This is a genomic window from Rossellomorea aquimaris (assembly GCF_008180865.1).
GTDB classification, from domain to species: Bacteria; Bacillota; Bacilli; order Bacillales; family Bacillaceae_B; genus Rossellomorea; species Rossellomorea yichunensis.
On record NZ_VTEX01000002.1, the window covers coordinates 196,031 to 215,704 of the forward strand.

Here is a 19,674-nt window from a genome sequence, read left to right on the forward strand (position 1 = left end):
AATTTCATACAAAAACAGAAGACTATGAACCTATAAAAGGATCATAGTCTTCTTTATCAAATAGGAGTAATTGTCCACTCATCATTTTCGTACAGAACTTTATAAACTCCTTCAGGATTATCAACGTCAATATATTTTAATAGCCATTCATTAAACCTTTTATCAGAGTCCAGTACGACTAAGAAGTCTGATTTCTTGAGGCTTGTAAAGAACTTTTCTTTTTCTTCCTCAGAGCTTAACCCGTTCGTGATTGAATAGTTCATAGATAGCTGCTCATAGGAAACGATATATTTCAAATATCCTCTATCATTTTTACTCTTTGGGCTATAGTAAGTCACCTCAGGATCAATGCCTCCCGTTGAGGCGATCTTGCTAAATTTGTTTTTCACTTCCCATCTCATTGAGGAAATCGTTTCCGGTTTTTCCGTAATCACTCTCATATTTCCGCTGAATGGATAGACGAATAGACTCCCCAGCAGAAACAAAGTAATGATTTTCGAAATAGGCTTATTGTTTATATAACGGTTCCACTCATGGATGACAGCACACATTAATATACCAATCACATAGATAATAATCGTTGATTGGTACCTGCCGAATCCTGCAATTCTTGCTGCCTCAAATTCAGGCATTAAATATACATACATGAAATAGAGAGAGAACATGTATAGAACATAAAAACCATTCGAAATAAAAATGGAGAAAACCAAAAGCCTGGATAGTTTTCTTTGGACCACATACATCACTACCAATAGGATGACGGCAATCATATTAACAATGACGACAGCTTTAAAGTTATTCGATTCTAAATTAGTCGAGGCCCTCCATAACTGTGGGCCGATATGATCCATAAACTCTGAGGACTTTTCATTATTCGCGACTTTATCCGGTGTAACAGCGAACTTGTTTGCACCGTAACCCGTTTGGTAAGCCTTAATGGTGTATTTTATCCATAAGTAATTCAAGAACATAGGAATCCCGATCAACCACACCAAAGCATTATAGACAATCTTTCTTACATCTTTCGTCAAACGTTTCTTATGGACGTAATAGAAATAGATAAAGCTTAGAATAATAATGACATTGAATGCCAGAAAGATTTTCCCGCTATCTTTTAGCAGCATAAGTAGGATCAAGATGGGTGTATTCACAATCAGCTGCTTTTTCCAATCACCTCTATAGTAATACGCTACAATAACCGAGGCCAAAGCAACCAATCCTAATAAGATGTCCACTAAAAGGTTATAGAAACTTCCCCAATTGACCAGTAATAGAGAAATTCCTGCCGCCATCGTTAAAAGAATAACTGCAGGTCTTTTCCATTCACTAAAAAAGTATAGTGTCACGACACAAGAAATAGCTAAAAATGCCTGCGCCATTAAGGCATAACTTTCATGTTCCCCTAATACTTCCAATATGAAATATATAAACACTGCACTGCCGGGAGGATAGTTTTGAAATGTCACAATCGTCGAACTGTCAGGTAAGCCATTGATCAGCGACATCTCCCTGACAATTAATCCCCAGTGGCTGAAATTATCATAGTGGGTTAAGATCAGCCCCTTCAAATAAATCATCATGGCAAGTATTGACAGGGCAAATACAATGATACCTGGATGAAGCATCGGCATTAATGCTTGTTTCCTTCTAAAGAAAAGAATAAGGTAAATAACAAAAAGAATAAGCCCCGAGTAGTAAATGAGATTTACTGCTAGAGGCATAACATTAATTAAACCTGCACAAAACACCACTGTAGTAATGGATGAAAAGATAAAGATAGGAATAAAAGCGATATGCACTTTTACTCTATTAAAGGAGAGAAGTCCCCATCCGCTTAAGGAAGCGAATAATAATAAAAATGAAACAACGCTGCTACTCATTATTCAACAACTCACGACGACCAACATCATTTTTAAAAACCCATTCTCTTTGAATCACAAAACTTACCAGGAACAACAAAGAATCCACGATTATCTTAATGACTACCTCTCCAGAACTTACAGCCGAATAAATGTAGTGTACCCCCAGGGCTGAAATCCCCATCTGCACGATGCTCAGGGCATAATATTTTACCATCGTATTCGATGAACTGGACTTAAATACTACGTTTCTATTAATCATAAAATTAATGAAAGAAGATAAAACCCTTGAAAGCACTGTCGAGACGATGATAAATGAATCGGGTAACACTTCTTTTAACATCAATGAGAAAATCATGAATAAAACGATGTCTATCCCAAATGATGCAAAAGAGGATGCTATAAACCTTAGGAACACCGAATAGATTTTAATAGAATCTTTAATGGGATTGAAGTGAGATGATTTATTTTCTTCTATATAAATTGTCTTAATTTTAACTTCTTCTATTTTAATATTCTTTTTCTTACATTCCAGCAACATGTTCATCTCGTACTCATAACGTTCACCCTTCACCTCTAGCAGATCATCTACAAACACTGCAGGAATTGCTCTCAATCCTGTTTGCGTATCTGATACCTTGATACCGCTGGCAAATTTCACAACTACCTTTGTGAGGTTATTACCGAATCTGCTTCTAAACGGAATATTTTCTTCTGAAAAATTCCTTGAGCCCAGTACTAAACTATTCGGACTTTCCAATAATTTAGCTGCTACTTTTTTCATATCTTCCAATGTATGTTGACCATCCGAATCAATCGTAATGAGACCTATAGAATCGTTATAATTCTCATTAAAATATGTAAAAGCCGTTTTTAATGCCCGACCTTTTCCCTGATTCACCTCATGGTGCAGGACTACACATCCATTCAATCCTTCTAACTCTTCAAAAATACCGTAACACTCTTTTTCACTTCCATCATTTACAATAATAACTCGTGAAAATTGAGCTGAAATGATTTCATTCACTAAAATAGTCAATTTTTCATCTGGGTTATAGGCAGGAATGATGATGGCAATATCATGTATGGATTTCATTGTATCTCCTCCCAAAAATTTCAATCTATCCCACTATATCTAAAACAACTGGAAAATTCAATAAAAAAACCATCTCTTCACAAAAACTACAGGATCGAGAATAGTGAACATTCCTCTTCCTATCACAATACCCAAAGTATACAAATTCACACCTCCGGGACGAGGGGACAGGCCACCTTTATTCACATAAGGTAGAGCCCACAGGCTTGTCTGCTATCATTCACTGATAAATTTACTTCTGACAACAACATGCCCCCGCACACCCCACAAACCTGACTCGCATCACCATAAACTACAACCAAATCAGCAAAAATTCGCAGCAAACCCATAAGGATTCCTGCTTCCCCCTCTATTTTCACTTGCCCTTCACTACTTTACTCCAAAAAAAGAGAGCTCCCAAAATGAGAAGCCCTCCTGTTCCTATTTCCCGCCTGTGAATGAAATTCCTTTAATAAAGTAGCGATTAAAGAATGCATACAGAAGGAGTACCGGCAGTGTAAAGACCATGGATGCCGCCATGATGTAGTTCCAGTAGCTGACGTATTGGCCTTTAAAGGTGTTCAATCCTAATGGCAGTGTATACATTTCTGTATCGGTCATGACAATCAATGGGGTCATGAAGTTGTTCCAGAATCCCATGAAGACAAAGATTGCTTGTGCGGCCAAGGCTGGTTTTGCTAATGGTAAAACCACCTTGAAGAAGATACCGAAACGGCTTAGACCATCGATTTGAGCAGCCTCTTCCAGTTCCTTCGGGAAGTTGATGAAGAACTGTCTCATCATGAAAATGAAGGTTGCATTGATCATGGCCGGTACGATCATCCCTTGATACGAGTTAAGCCATCCGATTTCTTTTAAAATTAAATAGTTCGGGATCATCGTGACTTGAGCCGGAATCATCAGTACTGCGAGAATCATTATGAATAATGCCTTCTTTCCTGGAAAGCTTAAGCGCGCCAAGGCATATCCAGACATGGAATTAAAGATGATATTCAATGCTGTTCCGACTACTGCGATGAATAAACTATTGAATAACCATCGTGGAAATAGCTCCTGTTTAATGAAAATCTGTTTATAATTATCCAATGTGAAATTCTTCGGTATGAAATTCATCGTTCCGCTAATGATTTCTTCTAATGTTTTAAAAGAAGAGGAGAGTGCCCATAAGAATGGAATCAGAGTTGTGATCGCATAGCCTATCAGGACAATGTATAGAAGACGCTTACTGAACGTCTTTTTCTTCGAATTCATGCTTCCATCCTCCTTAATAGAGTGATTCTTCTTTAGAGAATTTACGTTGAATCAAGGTCGCCACCAGGATGATTATGGCGAGCGCGAAGGCAAGTGCTGCAGCATACCCCATGGTTCCCAATGATTTAAAGGCATATTGATAGATGAGGAGGACAACCGTTAACGTCGAGTTATTCGGTCCACCGGATCCACCTGAGAAAATATACGATTGATCAAACAGCTGGAACGTTCCGATAACCCCCATGATCACGACAAATGACGTAACTGGTCGCAGAAACGGAACGGTCACATAGAAGAACTTCTGGATCGCATTCGCTCCGTCCAGTTCAGCCGCTTCGTATAACGAGTCTGGAATATCCTGAAGAGCTGCAAGATAGATGACCATGAAAAACGGTGCCGTTGCCCAGATATTCATTAACATAATCGCATTCAGGGCAATGTCAGGATCACCTAAGAAGTTATAAGTCGGCAAGCCCACTTTTTCTAAAAGGTTGTTGATCAGCCCTTCTTTGTTATACATCCACATAAAGATCAGTGTTAATACGGCTGAAGACGTTAGGGTTGGTAAGAAATAGACAATCCTGAAAAGCTTCTCACCCTTTAATCCTGCGTTTAACGTTGCAGCCAGAACCAATGCCAGAAAGGTCTGTGTCGGCACCACAATCAGTACGTACTTTGCCGTGTTTTTCAATGCGATAATAGCCCGGTTGTCTTCCATGATCCTTGCAAAGTTTTCAAAAGCAACAAATTCAAAACTCATATCTCCCAGGAGTTGAACCTTATGAAAGGATAAAAAGATGGCATAAAGAATCGGTCCAATAATAAACACCGCTAATACAAATAGCGTGGGAGACATAAATAAGTATCCTTGTCCTGCATCCTGTAATCTCTTCTTAGAAGATTGTTTGTTCATTCTCATCCCTACCTTCTATCTGTCTTAAATCTTCAGCTATTACCTGTATTCTTTCCGCCCAGGTCAGCATCGAAGACCTCAAAAGAAAGAATACAGTCAATGGTAAAGCTGTACCTGACACAATCATGAGTGTCAGGTACCATTAATAAGATTATTGAATTTCGCTATTCGCTTGTTCTTCTGCTTCTTTCAGTGCTTCATCCAGAGGTCGGTCACCCAGGAAGGCAGCGATAAATTGGTTGTTAAAGTTGTTCATGATGATCGGCAGGTTCTTTCCTTCTGCCCAAACCGTCGCATATGGTGCTCCGGCTACTAGTGCTCCGCGTAATTCATCCTTGTCATACCCTAATTTTTCCGCTACTGACTTACGTGTCGGAAGGGCAAACCCTTTGGACGTCCATGTTTCCATCCCTTCTTTACCAGTAAGATACGAGATCAGCTCCCATGAAGCTTCCTTCTTTTCCGATGCCGCATTCATCACATATCCAACCGTGTAGGCCATTGTCCCTTTTTCTCCATTGATTGTCGGTAATTCAGCCGTTCCGTATTCAACATCCGGGAACGTATCCGCTAAGAATGGGATCGCCCAGTTTCCTTCGATGACCATGGCTGCTTTCCCTTGCCCGAACATTTCCCCTCCCCAGTTCGCTCCAACTTCTGAAGCCTGTGCAGAGGTTTTGTCTTCGTTATGCTGGTCGATGATCGGCTGAAGGGCATTGACCACTTTATCTGAAGCAAAGTTCGCTTGATCGTCCTTCACGACTTCTCCACCTGTTGCCTGAGCAATGTGATAAAGGCGGGCGAGTTCCGGAGCTACTCCAAATCCATAAACGCCATCTTTTGTAAGAGCCTTTGAAACTTCACGAAGCTCATCCCATGTTTTCGGAACTTCTACTCCTGCTTCTTCAAACATTTTCTTATTATAGAATAAGGCTAGAGTCGAATAGTCTTTCGGAAAGCCATATGTCTTTCCATCAACCTGGAACGCTTCAAGCATCGGTTTCTCGAAATCTTTCACATCGAAATCTTCTGTTACGTAATCATCCAGCGGCTCAACAACCCCTGTTTCAATCAGGGCAGGAGCTTCCAGAGCATCCAAATAGAAAACGTCAGGGCCTTCCCCACCAATCAAACGTGTTTTCAATACATCCATATACTGCTCAGAAATGACTTCGTGCTTTACATCAATATTCGGATGTTTTTCTTCAAAGTCAGAGATCGTTTGAGTCAAAAGCTTCTGTTCAGAAGGATTTCCTCCCCAGCCGGCAAGAGTGATTTCGACTTTCTCACCATCAGCTCCATTTGAACTCGTCTTCTCGTCTGATCCACTGCACCCTGCCAGAACCGTCCCCACTAACATCGTCGTAATACCTAGACTCGCGATCCATTTCTTCTTCGCCATTTTCATAACCCCTTTTTTGATTTATTTAAATTAGGATTGTTATTCCTGGATGTGATTACACTGTCTGCTTTTCTTTCACAATGTCGTAGCCTGTTGAATTTTCTAAAATGGTGGTTTCTACTTTGTCTCCTTTTCGCGTTAAGGAAAGAGACAGCACTCCATCACCAATCGTAATATCATGAACCGTCAATATGTTCATTTCATCAAGTAAAACCGGATTGAGATGTATTGCTTTTGTTAAGCTGTTTGGAAACAACCCTAATAGTGATTGAATAAATACAAGTGGTGTCCCTGCTGCCCACGCTTGTGGAGAACAAGCAACCGGATACTTTACAGCCTTCCCAAATGCAGATTCATATCCGCAGAACAACTCCGGCAGTCGATCATATTCGAAGTGGCGGGATGCATCAATCAGTCCACTCATCACCTTCTTCGATTCGTCAGTAAATCCTAATTTACTTAATCCCAGCAAAGTCATGCTGTTATCATGGGGCCAAATGCTTCCATCGTGATAGCTCATCGGGTTATATCCAGCTTCGCCTTTCCCCATGGTACGAATTCCGTACCCTGAAAACATTTTGTCATTCGTTAACGTTTGACTTACTTTTTCAGCGCGGTTCCCTGACATCATTTCAGAATATAAAACATGTCCTGGATTGGAAGTGATCGTACCTACCTTTTCTTTGTTTTGATCAAGGGCGATGGCGTAGAATTCCTGGTCATCCATCCAAAACTCGTGTTCAAATCGTTCTTGCAGGTTTTTCGCTTCTGCTTTTAATCTAGAAGCCGTTTCATTATTCTCAAGTGCTTCATAAACAGCAGCTAATCCCCGTTTCGCCTGGTACACATAACCTTGAACCTCTACTAAGGCGATAGGCGTATCAGCGTATTCCCCGTTTCGATGAACGATGGAGTCCCCGGAATCCTTCCAGCCTTGGTTGGCGATTCCCTTGGATGATTCCTGATGGTACTCTACGAATAAATCTCCATCACGATCTCCATATTGATCGATCCACTCAAGCGCACTCCTCACATTGCCTTCCAGCTTATGGAATGTATCGAAGTCACCCGTCCATTTCACATACTCTGTTAAAAGAACAAGGAATAACGGTGTTGCATCAATCGTTCCGTAATAAGGCGTGAATGGAATTTGGTTCGTATTCGCAAGCTCTCCGTAGCGAATTTCATGCATGATCTTTCCTGGCTGTTCGTCTCTCCAAGGATCAACCTTTGTCCCTTGCTCACCGGCCATCGTAAACAGGGTGCCTTTTGCAACCTGGGGTTGGAACGCGATCATTTGAAGGGCCGCAATCAGACTGTCTCTTCCGAATGGAACCCCGAACCAAGGCAGGCCAGCTACAGGAAACTTTCCGTATCCAGTGTCAGTCAATAACACTCTAAGATCAGATAACCCTCTGTCCACAAGGCGTTGAAGCGGCTTGTAATCCGTTTCTACTTTCGTTAACTGAGCAGACCATTCTTTATAAGAGACTATTAATTTTTGAAGAGCCTCTTCGACAGGTAAAATGTCATCTCTGGTTTCTACATTTTCCAGTGGAACGATCATAAATGTAATGGACTGTTCTTCCTCATGCTGAAGCTCTACCTGGAAGGTAATCTCTCCATTTTCCTTAACGTTTTTCGCTTTGGCATCCCACTGAATTTTTGTGGCTCGATTGATATCGTCTGCTCCTTCATATTGGAAGGTGAGGGATTGATCCTCAACGTTCTGACCTGTCCTCTTTCCTACGTTTCCAGTTTGAAATCCGCGTACGATAAACATATCGTTGAAGTCCACGTCTACTTCAACATTCAACTCAAACGATACGGGCTTTGGATAATAGTTTTTCGTCGTAATCGTTTCATATAACACATCATCATAAATAAAGCGCTTACGTTCGATTTCTACTGATTCCCTCCAGAGAATAAGATTTCCATCCTCCTCTTGGTGGGGGTTCGTCGATAGAATCGTAGACATATAGTTTTCGGATCCATCCGAATGTAATAGAATCGGTTTTTCATTATTTATTTTCACATTCAACTTGCTAAGGTACCTCGTGTCATTCTTGTATAAACCAAGCCCATAACTATGATCTGATACGATATCTCCTTGCTCATCTGTAAGAAGAAATAAGTTGTTTTCTTTAATTACTCTGTAGTTCATATTGGTTCCTCCTACTTTCAAAACGCTATTGTTTGTGAATTGTTTTGCTGTTTCCCGAAACGTTTTGGAAAATAGGTAAAAAATATTCCAAAACGTTTCGGATTACCCTCTAAATAAAAGTTGGCTTTTAGATTTTCACCAACGTTTATTTATTTCTATGATTCGTACTTTCTCTTTTGATTAACTTTGTCTCCAACACCATTCGGTGGGTCTTGGACTGATTTGATAACAAATCCAGCAATAATCTTGCCCCTTCATACCCGAGCTGAAACTTATTTTGTTGGATGGTTGTAAGCTTTGGACTAACATATGAAGCTAACAAAATATCATCATATCCGACAACCGAAAGTTTTTCCGGCACCTGTAACTTCAACTCTTTCGCTGCACTCATCGCACCGATGGCCATTAAATCACTTGCACAAAATAATGCTGTTATTTCAGGGTGTGAGGTTAATAATGCGTTAGCCGCTCTCATTCCACTTTCTTCTGTGAACTCTCCATTTACAACGTATTTGGTATTGAGTTCCACCTGTGCTCCTTGTAAAGCATTTTTATACCCTTCCAATCTCTGCTGACTAACAAACGCGAACTCATGTCCATTAATCATCCCAATGTTCTTGTGTCCATTGTCGAGTAAATGCTGAACGGCTTTTTCAGCCCCTAATACATTATCCGTCGTCACATGACTCACATTCCCGGACTCAAGGGGAATATCAATTAATACGCAAGGAATATCACTTTCGACGACTTCATGTAAATAAGGATCATCGGTTCGAATCCCCTGGATAATGACCCCGTCCACTCTTCTTTCTCTGCAAAGTTGAGTATACGTCTTTTCACGCTGCTTCGAAGAATTGGTGTTGAATAAAACAAGATCGTAGTCAGCACCTGAAACAAACTCATTAATCCCCGCCAGCACTTCCACAATGAAATTATCCTTTACACTTTCCTTCGTAAATCCGGAAACGAGTAATCCAATCGTTTTCGACTTCTTCATGACCAGACTTCGAGCAATCGAATTCGGACTATAATTTAACTCCTTGGCAACTTCTGCAATCTTCCTTCTCGTGTCTTCGTTGACATCAGAATATCCATTTAACGCTCTTGACACCGTCGTAACGGATACCCCAGCTACTCTGGCAATATCTTTAATTGTAGTCACTTGTACATCTCCCAAAACGTTTCGGATTTCCTTTAACTGAATAATACAACATCTTGAAAACGATTACAACATTATTTTTCAATAACGTTGCTTGGTGGGACATGGGGACAGGCACCGTGTCTCACCTATAGCTTGTTGATCCTAGGTATTCGCTCCTCTTTAATGCTTCATTCGCCGTTATATTTTGGGTTTCGCCGTTAAATAGACCTCAGATCAAATCGGAACGTGGTCACTGAAAACAGGACCATGGTTATGCCTATTTTTGAATGTCTGGGTTCGCTGATAAATTTTGGATTTCGCTGATATAATCTGAATTTCGCTGATAAATTGAAAATATCGCTGATAAAATCAATATTTCGCTGATAAAATCAATATTTCGCTGATAATCCACTCATTCCTTTAAGAATCCTTACCTTTTCAACCATCCATTCATTCTTTTCTAAAATCCCCCCCCTTTATGATTCCTACATTCTAAAAAAACAGCGAATCCAAATGAATTCGCTGCTTTTCCCTTACTTTTTCCTAACCGGTATCCATATTTCACTTCTAAACGTATTCGATCCAACGTCCTTACTCTCATTCCACAACATCTCCGGTCCCTCTGCTTGTTCATAGCTTGAAGACGGGAACCATTCAGAGTAGATCCGCCCCCACACATGTTGCAAAGTGGCCGGAAATGGTCCGACCGCTTCGAATACAGCCCATGTCAGATGGGGAACTTCAAGTTTCGATAAACCATCTGGACACTCCTCTGTTGTTGCAGCCCCTATATAATGATCGAGCTCCCCCTTTTCCTCCATCCTGCCTTCAGAAAAATTGACGGATGCACTAATCAATCCTTGTGGTTCTACATTTGACATGCTCTTAAATCTCTTGATCATGTCCTCGTCCAAGCTTTGCCACATTTCTGCAATTTCAGGATTCACCCCATTAAAAATGAGTGGCACCCGTTTCATGATACCTACAATGGAAAACGGTTCTTTCTTTACGATTCGATAATTCATTTCATTGCCTCCTCTGATGGATAACTGGAAGGTCATAGGTGGAAATGCTTTGAGTGAATGACCGCTCACTTGTGACGGAGTGACGCCATGCATTTTTTTGGAACACTCTCGTAAAGGAATCGGGTGAAGAATATCCATATTTCATGGCAATATCGATTACCTTTACGTCGCTGTTTTGCAGTTCAAGAGCTGCCAGGGTCAAACGGCGGCGCCTGATGTATTCCGATAAGGGAATCCCCGCAAGGAACGAAAACATCCGTTTAAAGTGATACTCTGAACAATACGCACGCTGAGCCACTTTTTCAAAATTGATTTCTTCAGTCAAGTTCTCTTCGATGTACCGTAAAGCGTCATTCATATTCTTCAATGAATCCATTTCCACTGCCCCCTTCATCAATAGAATAGCAAGATAGAATTAAAGCAACCCGACTTATCGTGCACCAATTTGCAGGATTTGATCTTTATAAAAGTGGCCTCCTCTTTAGAGAAGGCCCACCAACTTAATTATTTTCTCGCTTCATGAACCTTCAGCATCTTACCCTTGACTGTGGTTTTCTTCATCGCATGCAATACCAGTGATCCTTTACCGTTCAAAATCTCCACGTAGGAAAGGTTTTCCTGAATGGTGATGATGCCGATGTCATCTGCGCTTACTCCTTCGATTTTCGCAATTGTTCCGACGAAATCGACTGCCCTGATTTTCTTTTTCTTGCCGCCATTGAAGTAGAGTTTCATGATATCTCTATTCAATTGCTCACTCTTGTCTGATTTAAAATCAGGTTCCGTCTCTAATTTCCGTTCAAAATCCGCCTTCGCTTTCGCCACTGTGTCCTGTGACGGCGGCTGCAGCTTTGGAATCGTAAATCCGATATAGCCTTCAATCTCAGCAAGGAATTTATCTTCATATGGTGTGCAGAAGGTGATCGCCTTTCCTGCAGAACCGGCGCGCCCTGTTCTTCCTGTTCGGTGAACATAACTTTCTTTCTCCATAGGGATATCATAATTGATGACGTGGGTAATATTTTCGATATCAATCCCACGCGCCGCCACATCGGTTGCGATGAGATACCTGAATTCCCCTCTTTTAAAATCGTCCATCACTTCAAAGCGCGCTTCCTGAATCATACCGCCATGTATTTTATCAACAGGATACCCTGATTGGTCCAACTCATCACATAATGTATCCACATTTTCTTTTGTTCGGCAAAAAATGATGCAGCTATCGGGATTCTCAACGGTTGTCACGTTTTTCAGAAGAGTCAGCTTGTCATCCTCTTTCACTTCGATAATGGAATGGTCAATCTTATCTGTTGTAATGCCGGTTGCCTTAATTTCAATATGAACAGGTTTCTTCATATATTTATGGCAGAGTGCTTCGACATCCTCAGGTAATGTAGCAGAGAATGTCAACGTTACCCGGTCTGCCGGCAACTCCTGAATAATCGCTTCCACCTGTTCAATAAACCCCATGTTCAGCATCTCATCGGCTTCATCGATCACTAGGTACGCAAGCTTATCCAGTGGAAATGTTCCTTTTTCAATATGATCGAGAACACGACCGGGAGTGCCGACTACGACATGATTTTTCTGCTTAAGCTCAAGCTTTTGTCGGTGAAAAGGCGACTTCCCATACACTGCAGCCGCTTTGATTCGCTTATAACGTCCGATGTTCGTGATATCTTCTTTCACTTGAACCGCGAGTTCACGGGTTGGTGTCAGCACAAGTGCCTGAGGCTTATTTTCTTCCCATGCTACCAACTCACAAATCGGAATCCCGAAAGAGGCTGTCTTACCGCTTCCTGTTTGGGAACGCACAACAAGATCCTCCTTCTCCAGAGCCAATGGGAGCACTTTGGACTGAACCTCGGTTGGAGCCTGATAGCCTAAATCGGATAGAGCCCTTACAATATCATCACTAAGCTTATAATCCTTAAATTGCTTTATACTCATTTCAATACCTCATTCATTCCTTCATATAGTCTTATTCTCATAGGATAGTGTCGATTCTATTCAATGGAAAAATACCCTCTGCAAATTCTTTTCAAATATCTTTAGGTATTCCACCAATAGTGTGTTATGCTTTACCTAACCATTTTTAACTTGTAACATGTTGTCTCCGGGACCGACGAACGCTGTCGGTCCCTTTTTATATCCAAAAGCGGAGGCGACTTGATCAGCCCCGACAAGCATAAGGCGAACATGCCGGAAAGGCGCTCTTTGCCTTTTTGGCATGTTTGACTTATGACCTCGAGCCTCTAGCCGCCGGAGCTGGATGTCACCTAAAGCGGAGGCGGATCGTTCAGCCTCCCTAATAATCCCCACTAATATCTATTCCCCAACAATAAAAAAAGGACCCTCCGAGAGAGTCCCTTCATCAAAAGCTATTACGCTTTGTTTACGTTAGTCGCTTGAAGTCCACGTTGACCTTGCTCAGTGTCAAATGTAACTTTTTGACCTTCGTCTAAAGATTTAAATCCTTCGCCTTGGATAGCTGAGAAATGTACGAATACATCTTCTCCACCTTCGATTTCGATGAAACCGAAACCTTTTTCTGCGTTAAACCATTTTACTGTACCTTGTTGCATAATTGTTTCCTCCTGTGTGGACTTGAATCCACGATTTATTACTATCGTTGCTCAATTAGATATCAAAGGCGAAAAGTTTAAATACTTTCTTTCCTTACAGACCGAACAAAAATAATTCTTATTTAGAATAACAGATAACCTGAGAAAAAGCAAATCTATTCCTATATTCTTCACAAACCAATGATCTTCCCACTTCCTTCATCATTTAACTCAGGCGGCTCACTTTAAAATAACCTTTGAATATTTACCCTTAAACTCTCCATCAGTAAAGGAGAAAACCATCCTTGTGTCGAAAGTAAGAGATAAAGGGGATGACCCAATGAATAAAATTGGATTATTAAAAAGTTTAAATCAAGCCAGCCGCGGAAACTTCTTTTCAATTGACATTCCTATGACGTCAAAAGAAGAAGCGCAAACCATTGAAAATCTGGCAAATGAGTTAGAAAAAGAAGGGAAAATCAAAATCAGGGAATGTGCTCAGAATGAAACATCTGTTTACATTCAAGGAATCATCAAGTATGCGTTAACATAATTGTGGAGGGCTGCCTGCTACTTGTTCGACAGGCACCTCCTTTTTTTTTGACAATAAAAAAGGACTCTACGAGAGAGTCCTTCATCATAAAGCTATTACGCTTTGTTTACGTTAGTCGCTTGAAGTCCACGTTGACCTTGCTCAGTGTCAAATGTAACTTTTTGACCTTCGTCTAAAGATTTAAATCCTTCGCCTTGGATAGCTGAGAAATGTACGAATACATCTTCTCCACCTTCGATTTCGATGAAACCGAAACCTTTTTCTGCGTTAAACCATTTTACTGTACCTTCTTGCATGTGTGTTTCCTCCTGTGTGGACTCGAATCCACGATTTATTACTATTATTGCTCAATTAGATATCAAAGGCGAAAAGTTTAAATACTTTCATTCCTTACAGACCGAACAAAAATAATTCTTTCTTAGAATAACAGGAAATCGTAAAAATAGCAAATGCTTTTTATAAGTTTGTTTAAGACGCACTCATAAACTCCTTAAACCTCCTATAAAAAAAGTCCACTTCCCCAAAAGGAAATGGACTTACATATGACTACTTATCTTCCTGCTTACTCCCATGCTTCACGCCTTTACTTGTATAAGGCTTGTTGCTCTTTTTCTTATTCGCTCCGGCCTGCCAGCGATTCCAGCCTTTCTTTCCAGTGCCTTGGCCCGTTCCGCTCTTTTTCTTTGGTTTACTCATTTTTTCACTCCGTTATGATAAGGTTCGTTCTTTCACGTTCGTCTCCATATCATAACACTTATCGGCGGATGAGAGTACTTCTTGTTTATTCCACTTCTTTTTCCTGTCCTGTATAGATGTGAATCGCATCCCGCAAGAACTCGGCTACACCGTCTTGCTCAGCGTCATAATAAGCCTTGAACCGATCATCATCCACATACATCTGAGCAAGGCCTGCATGGGCTTCTTTACTGTAATGCCCCCAGTAGAACGAAATCCACTGCCTATGGAGGTCAGCCGCTTTCTGGGCAGCGTCGCTTGCGGGATTACCGGTTTGAAATGCTTCCCCTAAGGTTTGTTTAATTTCCTGCTCTAGTGCAGTGATCTTTTCATGGTCTTCCTGAGACATGTTCATGACTCTGGCGTTGGATTCGTCCACTGCCTTGTCGCCGTATTTCCCCCGCACTTCTCCCCCGTACTTTTTCTCATTTTCTTCCACCATTTTCTCCTTGAACCCTTCAAACTTTTCTTTATCCGACATGGTGATTCTCCCTTCCTTTACACGTAATGTTTTATCTACATTTGCAATCAATTGATCAAGCTGCGCGCGTCTGGCCATTAAGGTTTCCCGGTGTTCCCGTAAGGCATGGGTTGCGTCAAAGGCAGGATCATCAAGAATATCCTTGATCTCATCCAGTCCTACACCCAGTTCTTTGTAAAAGAGGATCTGCTGCAGGCGATCGACTTCCTTCTGCCCGTAAATCCGGTATCCTGACGAATTGGTCCTGGCCGGCTTCAGAAGCTCAATTTCATCATAATAGCGCAGGGCCCTCGTGCTCACCCCAGCAATCTCTCCAAGTTTCTTGACGGTATATTCCATGATGTCACCTCCTGACAATTCTTACTTTACAGGTTGACGCTGCGTAAATGTAAAGGGGGAATTTGAAAAAAAGTTCGCGTTATTTATCTTTCATAGGATAGCCCGCCTGCACGGGATCTATTTAGGGGAATCCCTTGAAAATAAAGTGTCAGTCCGATATTCTTAGATTATTAATTATCAGTTTAAGGTTGTGTTGAGCATGCGTATCAATAAGTATATAAGCGAGGCTGGAAAGGCATCCAGACGCGGTGCAGATAAATTGATTACCGAAGGAAGAGTGACCATCAACGGGAAGATCGCGAAGATTGGCGATCAAGTGAATCCCGGGGATGATGTGAAAGTTAGCGGAGCTCCTGTCCGGGTAGCAAGAAATAATGTGTATATTGCACTAAATAAACCTGTTGGGATTACAAGTACAACTGAAAAGGGTGTCAAGGGGAATATTGTGGATCTCGTCAATCATCCCCTGCGAATTTTCAATATTGGACGACTGGACAAAGATTCAGATGGCTTGATTCTTCTGACGAACGACGGGGATATCGTCAATGAAATCCTCCGTGCGGAAAATCAGCACGAGAAAGAATACATTGTCACTGTTGACCGTCCGATTTCAGAGGATTTCTTAAAGCAGATGTCAGAGGGCGTTAAGATTCTTGGAACGAAAACCCTGCCTTGTAAAGTGGAGCAGGTGTCAAAATACGTGTTCCAAATCACGTTGACTCAAGGGTTGAATCGGCAGATCCGCCGTATGTGTGAGGCCCTTGGATATGAGGTCTACAGACTGCAGCGCACGCGCATCATGAATATTCAACTGGGGAATCTGCCTGTGGGACAATGGCGCGACCTTTCTAAGAAAGAGAAGACGCGATTGTTTCAGGATTTGGATTATGAACCGAAGGAATGGTAATCATTCAACCGGACCTACCATACGTTACGTATGGTGGGTCCGGTTTTTACTTGTGTAAACCTATCTCCATATCCCTAATATGAAACCCATCAACGTAAAGGTCACAACATGATACCCGGCATTTATGAAGAAAAGTTTAATTGATTTCCTTTCAAATAAATACGTGATACCCATCGCGGTCGCCACCCAGAAAAGCCCTGCTGTGAACCCTGCAGAAGCTCCGATCATCCCGTTTCTGTCCGGACCTAAAAACAGCACCAATACAATCGAAATAATAAGTGATAGGATAAATGCACCACCGAAGATTTTCCCCATGTGACCGTTCTTCATGTCTTCTTCGTCAAAATTGTTTTCCACCATCCAAGCTTTCCCGAATAGGAGGGAATACCATAAACCTCCTATTACAAAGGAAGATAGTGCTGCCACAAATACCGCTAAGTAGTTAATGGATTCAGCTGATTGAGCTAGCATATTCTTTTTTCCTCTTCCTTCCTGCACATAATGTATGACCTTCACCCATTATAGGTACACGGCGAGGAAATGTATTGTAAAAAATGGACATGTTTTTATGAAAGAAAATTCTCAGAACCGGATGCCCTTCTTTTATACTCTCCAGGTGTCATACCGGAAAACCGTTTAAACTCTTTATTGAAGTGAGACTGATCATAATACCCCAACTTAGAAATCAAATCTGCCACTTCGTTATGAGAATGGGAATAGAGAGATGAATAGGCTTTCTCAAACCTGTATACCTGAGCCAGCAGCTTCGGATTCACACCTGTGTGATCATGAAAGATCCTCGTAAGGTGTCTTTGAGTAAAACCTAAGGAAGCCGCCAATGTTGGAATCGATTGATTGGGATTCATTTTCAGCTGATTTACTATACCTGTGATGACTTTAAATTGTTTTGTTTTCTTTTCAGATATTTTTCTAATCAAGAACTGATCTAAAAGGGGATATATCTCTGCGTTTTCTTTTACCATGCAAAGGGCTTCATACATTTCCTCCTGAAAAACTCCCCAAATGGAATGGAGGGAATCTACCTGGTTGACCGTTTCACCAATGGGGATCTCTAAAAAAGGAAAAATCCCGTGTGGATAAAAACGTATGCCAATTAAGTTTGATTTCCCCCGGTAATTGATTTCTAAAGGTTCATAGTGACACCCCGACAACCAAGATTGGTTTACGCTGCGGGTTCTCCGATTCATCACTTTATAGTTTCCTTCAAGTGCAAAAATCATTTCAACCTTTCCGTTGGGCAGGATTAATTCAGTCTTGTCTTCCGTCCCCGTGTGCAACTCTACATTCCAGTAGCATTCAATCCACGGTCTCAAATTCTTATCAGGCTTTCTGACCTCAAATTTCATAACACAGATCTCACCTTTTATGTACAGGATTACCTCTTGCTTTAGTAGAAACGTATGGCTCTCCTTTTCTTTAACAAAGAGAGCCCTATTGCTCACACCAATTATTTCAAAAGCTGTGATTTAACTCAAGCATGTAAATTGAAAAAGGGGTCTGCCCCCCACTGCGTAAACCGCATGGGAGACAGACCCCTCAAACTCACCCTGCTGGTGACTTCATCTTATCCATAATCATAGTGAAATAGTTCTTCACCGGGCCTGGCGGGTGGGGAATGTGGAATGAACCAGACTCCTGAGACTCCTCATCCTCTTCGGTTAACTTAGGAGAATAAACCCGCTTCCCCTCCACTATGCTGCGAATCGAGGAAGTCAGCTCTTCACTTGGACTGTCCTTTAGTAAGTATCCGCCTGCATCGAATTGTTGAGCCCGCTCTAAATATCCCTTTTTCGGAAATGTCGTCAAAACAAGCAGATGACATCCCACTGTCTTCACAGCTTCCAGAGGTCCGTCCCTCTCGAGCATTTCAATATCCATGATAAAGAGGTCTGGTTTCAATTGGTGGACAAGGGCGAGTGCTTCTTGCCCATCCTTTACCTGGCCGACTACTTCCATGTCTTCTTCCAGGTTGAGGATGGAGGTCAGGGTTCCACGTAATAATTCCTGATCCTCTGCAATGACGATTCGAATCATGTAGGTTCACTCCTTTTAAAGGCCTTATCAAGTAAAGACTCCCCTTATATGAAGCGTTGATAAGGAGAGTCGGTCAGGGTTATAATTCAGGTTTGGCTTCAGTTGAAATTCTTGATTTTGACTTATCCAGGGACTTAATGCCTCTAAAGCTTACAAACGTTTTGTTTTCTTCATCCCAAAGCTTGAATCGCAATGATTTTAAGCTTGTCAGAAGTGAGATTGTTGGTACTTTTTGTAATGGCTCTGAGTTTTTATGTGCTTCTTCCAGTTTGTAGTTCGGTACTCTCGGACTTAGATGGTGAATATGGTGATAGCCGATGTTACCTGTCAGGAACTGCATGATTTTTGGAAGTTTATAGAATGAGCTTCCTTCAACAGCCGCCAACACATATTGCCATTCTTTGTCTTCTTCGAAATACGAGTCTTCGAACGTATGCTGAACGTAGAACAACCAAATACCGATCGATCCTGAAACCATAAAGATAGACCCTTGTACAAGCAGGAATTCCTGCCAGCCCAGTGTTACACATAGAAGTGCGATAAGAGACACGATGATCACGTTCACTAAATACGTGTTATTACGTTCTTTCTTACGTGCATTTTTACGGTTAAATCTATTTTTAAGAAGGAATACATAAATCGGTCCTAATACAAACATAACGAACGGATTGCGATAAAAGCGATACGCTAAACGAATCTTAAGAGGTGCTGCTAAATATTCATCAATCGTCAGCGTCCAGATGTCACCTGTTCCACGCTTATCCAGGTTCCCGCTTGTCGCGTGATGGACGGCATGATCATGTCCCCACTGATCGAACGGGAATAGCGTCAACACACCCATGGCTGTTCCGACGATTCGGTTTACACGACGGCTTTTAAAGAAAGAGAAATGGGTACAATCATGAAAGATAATGAAGATTCGTGTTAAGAATCCTGCAGCGATCACGATTGGAACGAGTGCCAGCCAGTAAGATACTGAAAGGCTTTGATACGCAAGAAACCATAATAGAAAGAATGGACCCAGCGTGTTGATGATCTGCCATACACTTTCCTTTGTTGTAGACTTTTCAAAAGGAGCAACTTCTTTTTTCAACGTTTTTATATTTGTCATGTCATAATTCCCTTCATTTAAGGCGTTGGATTCATTATAGGATAAGCGATATCATCGTGTTAGTAGTAGGTGTCATAT

General features: G+C 41.4%; 18 protein-coding genes and 1 pseudogene. 2 read left to right on the plus strand and 17 right to left on the minus strand.

Features of this window, described 5'->3' with window-relative positions; genetic code table 11:
- Positions 1-56: 56 nt before the first annotated feature.
- The 10 genes and pseudogenes from FZC88_RS08500 to FZC88_RS08545 all read right to left on the minus strand — a co-directional run bounded on the left by FZC88_RS08500 (position 57) and on the right by FZC88_RS08545 (position 13,436).
- Positions 57-1,880, minus strand: coding sequence for a hypothetical protein (locus FZC88_RS08500; protein WP_148994449.1), 1,824 nt, complete (start codon positions 1,878-1,880; stop codon positions 57-59).
- Positions 1,873-2,955: a glycosyltransferase gene (locus tag FZC88_RS08505; protein WP_148994450.1), complete on the minus strand. Its 1,083-nt coding sequence runs from the start codon at positions 2,953-2,955 to the stop codon at positions 1,873-1,875. The genes FZC88_RS08500 and FZC88_RS08505 overlap by 8 nt, the downstream gene beginning before the upstream one ends.
- A gap of 420 nt (positions 2,956-3,375) precedes the next feature.
- Complete coding sequence (locus tag FZC88_RS08510; protein ID WP_148994451.1) at positions 3,376-4,206, minus strand: carbohydrate ABC transporter permease; 831 nt, start codon at positions 4,204-4,206, stop codon at positions 3,376-3,378.
- A gap of 13 nt (positions 4,207-4,219) precedes the next feature.
- Positions 4,220-5,119, minus strand: a complete 900-nt coding sequence (locus FZC88_RS08515) for a carbohydrate ABC transporter permease (RefSeq protein ID WP_148967972.1) — start codon at positions 5,117-5,119, stop codon at positions 4,220-4,222.
- 151 nt (positions 5,120-5,270) lie between these two features.
- The gene (locus FZC88_RS08520) at positions 5,271-6,521 is read right to left on the minus strand and encodes an ABC transporter substrate-binding protein (RefSeq protein WP_148994452.1); all 1,251 of its coding nucleotides are present in this window, start codon (positions 6,519-6,521) and stop codon (positions 5,271-5,273) included.
- A 55-nt stretch (positions 6,522-6,576) separates the two neighbouring features.
- Complete coding sequence (locus FZC88_RS08525) at positions 6,577-8,685, minus strand: amylo-alpha-1,6-glucosidase (protein ID WP_148994453.1); 2,109 nt, start codon at positions 8,683-8,685, stop codon at positions 6,577-6,579.
- 145 nt (positions 8,686-8,830) lie between these two features.
- On the minus strand, positions 8,831-9,847 hold the full coding sequence (locus FZC88_RS08530; protein WP_148994454.1) for a LacI family DNA-binding transcriptional regulator: 1,017 nt from the start codon (positions 9,845-9,847) through the stop codon (positions 8,831-8,833).
- Positions 9,848-10,359: 512 nt separating this feature from the next.
- Positions 10,360-11,227: pseudogene (locus tag FZC88_RS08535) on the minus strand (AraC family transcriptional regulator).
- 128 nt (positions 11,228-11,355) lie between these two features.
- Positions 11,356-12,801: a DEAD/DEAH box helicase gene (locus FZC88_RS08540; RefSeq protein ID WP_148994455.1), complete on the minus strand. Its 1,446-nt coding sequence runs from the start codon at positions 12,799-12,801 to the stop codon at positions 11,356-11,358.
- Between the two features lie 434 nt (positions 12,802-13,235).
- Positions 13,236-13,436, minus strand: a complete 201-nt coding sequence (locus FZC88_RS08545; protein ID WP_064094055.1) for a cold-shock protein — start codon at positions 13,434-13,436, stop codon at positions 13,236-13,238.
- A gap of 319 nt (positions 13,437-13,755) precedes the next feature.
- Here FZC88_RS08545 and FZC88_RS08550 point away from each other — a divergent pair, with 319 nt between their 5' ends.
- Positions 13,756-13,968, plus strand: a complete 213-nt coding sequence (locus tag FZC88_RS08550) for a hypothetical protein (RefSeq protein WP_148994456.1) — start codon at positions 13,756-13,758, stop codon at positions 13,966-13,968.
- A gap of 95 nt (positions 13,969-14,063) precedes the next feature.
- On the opposite strand, the gene FZC88_RS08555 is transcribed toward FZC88_RS08550, so the two are convergent.
- From FZC88_RS08555 to FZC88_RS08565, 3 genes are all read right to left on the minus strand, one after another.
- On the minus strand, positions 14,064-14,264 hold the full coding sequence (locus FZC88_RS08555) for a cold-shock protein (protein WP_060671790.1): 201 nt from the start codon (positions 14,262-14,264) through the stop codon (positions 14,064-14,066).
- Positions 14,265-14,514: 250 nt separating this feature from the next.
- Positions 14,515-14,664 carry a DUF3934 family protein gene (locus FZC88_RS08560; protein WP_082051258.1) on the minus strand — a complete coding sequence of 50 codons (150 nt, stop codon included), beginning with the start codon at positions 14,662-14,664 and terminating at the stop codon, positions 14,515-14,517.
- Positions 14,665-14,749: 85 nt separating this feature from the next.
- Positions 14,750-15,523, minus strand: a complete 774-nt coding sequence (locus FZC88_RS08565; RefSeq protein WP_148994457.1) for a MerR family transcriptional regulator — start codon at positions 15,521-15,523, stop codon at positions 14,750-14,752.
- A gap of 199 nt (positions 15,524-15,722) precedes the next feature.
- On the opposite strand from FZC88_RS08565, the gene rluF reads away from it, so the two are divergent.
- On the plus strand, positions 15,723-16,430 hold the full coding sequence (rluF, locus tag FZC88_RS08570; protein ID WP_148994458.1) for a 23S rRNA pseudouridine(2604) synthase RluF: 708 nt from the start codon (positions 15,723-15,725) through the stop codon (positions 16,428-16,430).
- Between the two features lie 60 nt (positions 16,431-16,490).
- Here rluF and FZC88_RS08575 read toward each other — a convergent pair whose 3' ends face one another.
- The 4 genes from FZC88_RS08575 to desA form a co-directional block, all read right to left on the minus strand.
- The gene (locus FZC88_RS08575) at positions 16,491-16,901 is read right to left on the minus strand and encodes a DUF1761 domain-containing protein (protein WP_148994459.1); all 411 of its coding nucleotides are present in this window, start codon (positions 16,899-16,901) and stop codon (positions 16,491-16,493) included.
- A 95-nt stretch (positions 16,902-16,996) separates the two neighbouring features.
- Complete coding sequence (locus FZC88_RS08580) at positions 16,997-17,797, minus strand: AraC family transcriptional regulator (RefSeq protein WP_148994460.1); 801 nt, start codon at positions 17,795-17,797, stop codon at positions 16,997-16,999.
- Positions 17,798-17,993: 196 nt separating this feature from the next.
- A complete protein-coding gene (locus FZC88_RS08585; RefSeq protein WP_148994461.1) occupies positions 17,994-18,485 on the minus strand; it encodes a response regulator in 492 nt (163 codons plus the stop codon).
- 79 nt (positions 18,486-18,564) lie between these two features.
- Positions 18,565-19,596 carry a Delta(5) desaturase DesA gene (desA, locus tag FZC88_RS08590; RefSeq protein ID WP_148994462.1) on the minus strand — a complete coding sequence of 344 codons (1,032 nt, stop codon included), beginning with the start codon at positions 19,594-19,596 and terminating at the stop codon, positions 18,565-18,567.
- Positions 19,597-19,674 lie beyond the last annotated feature (78 nt).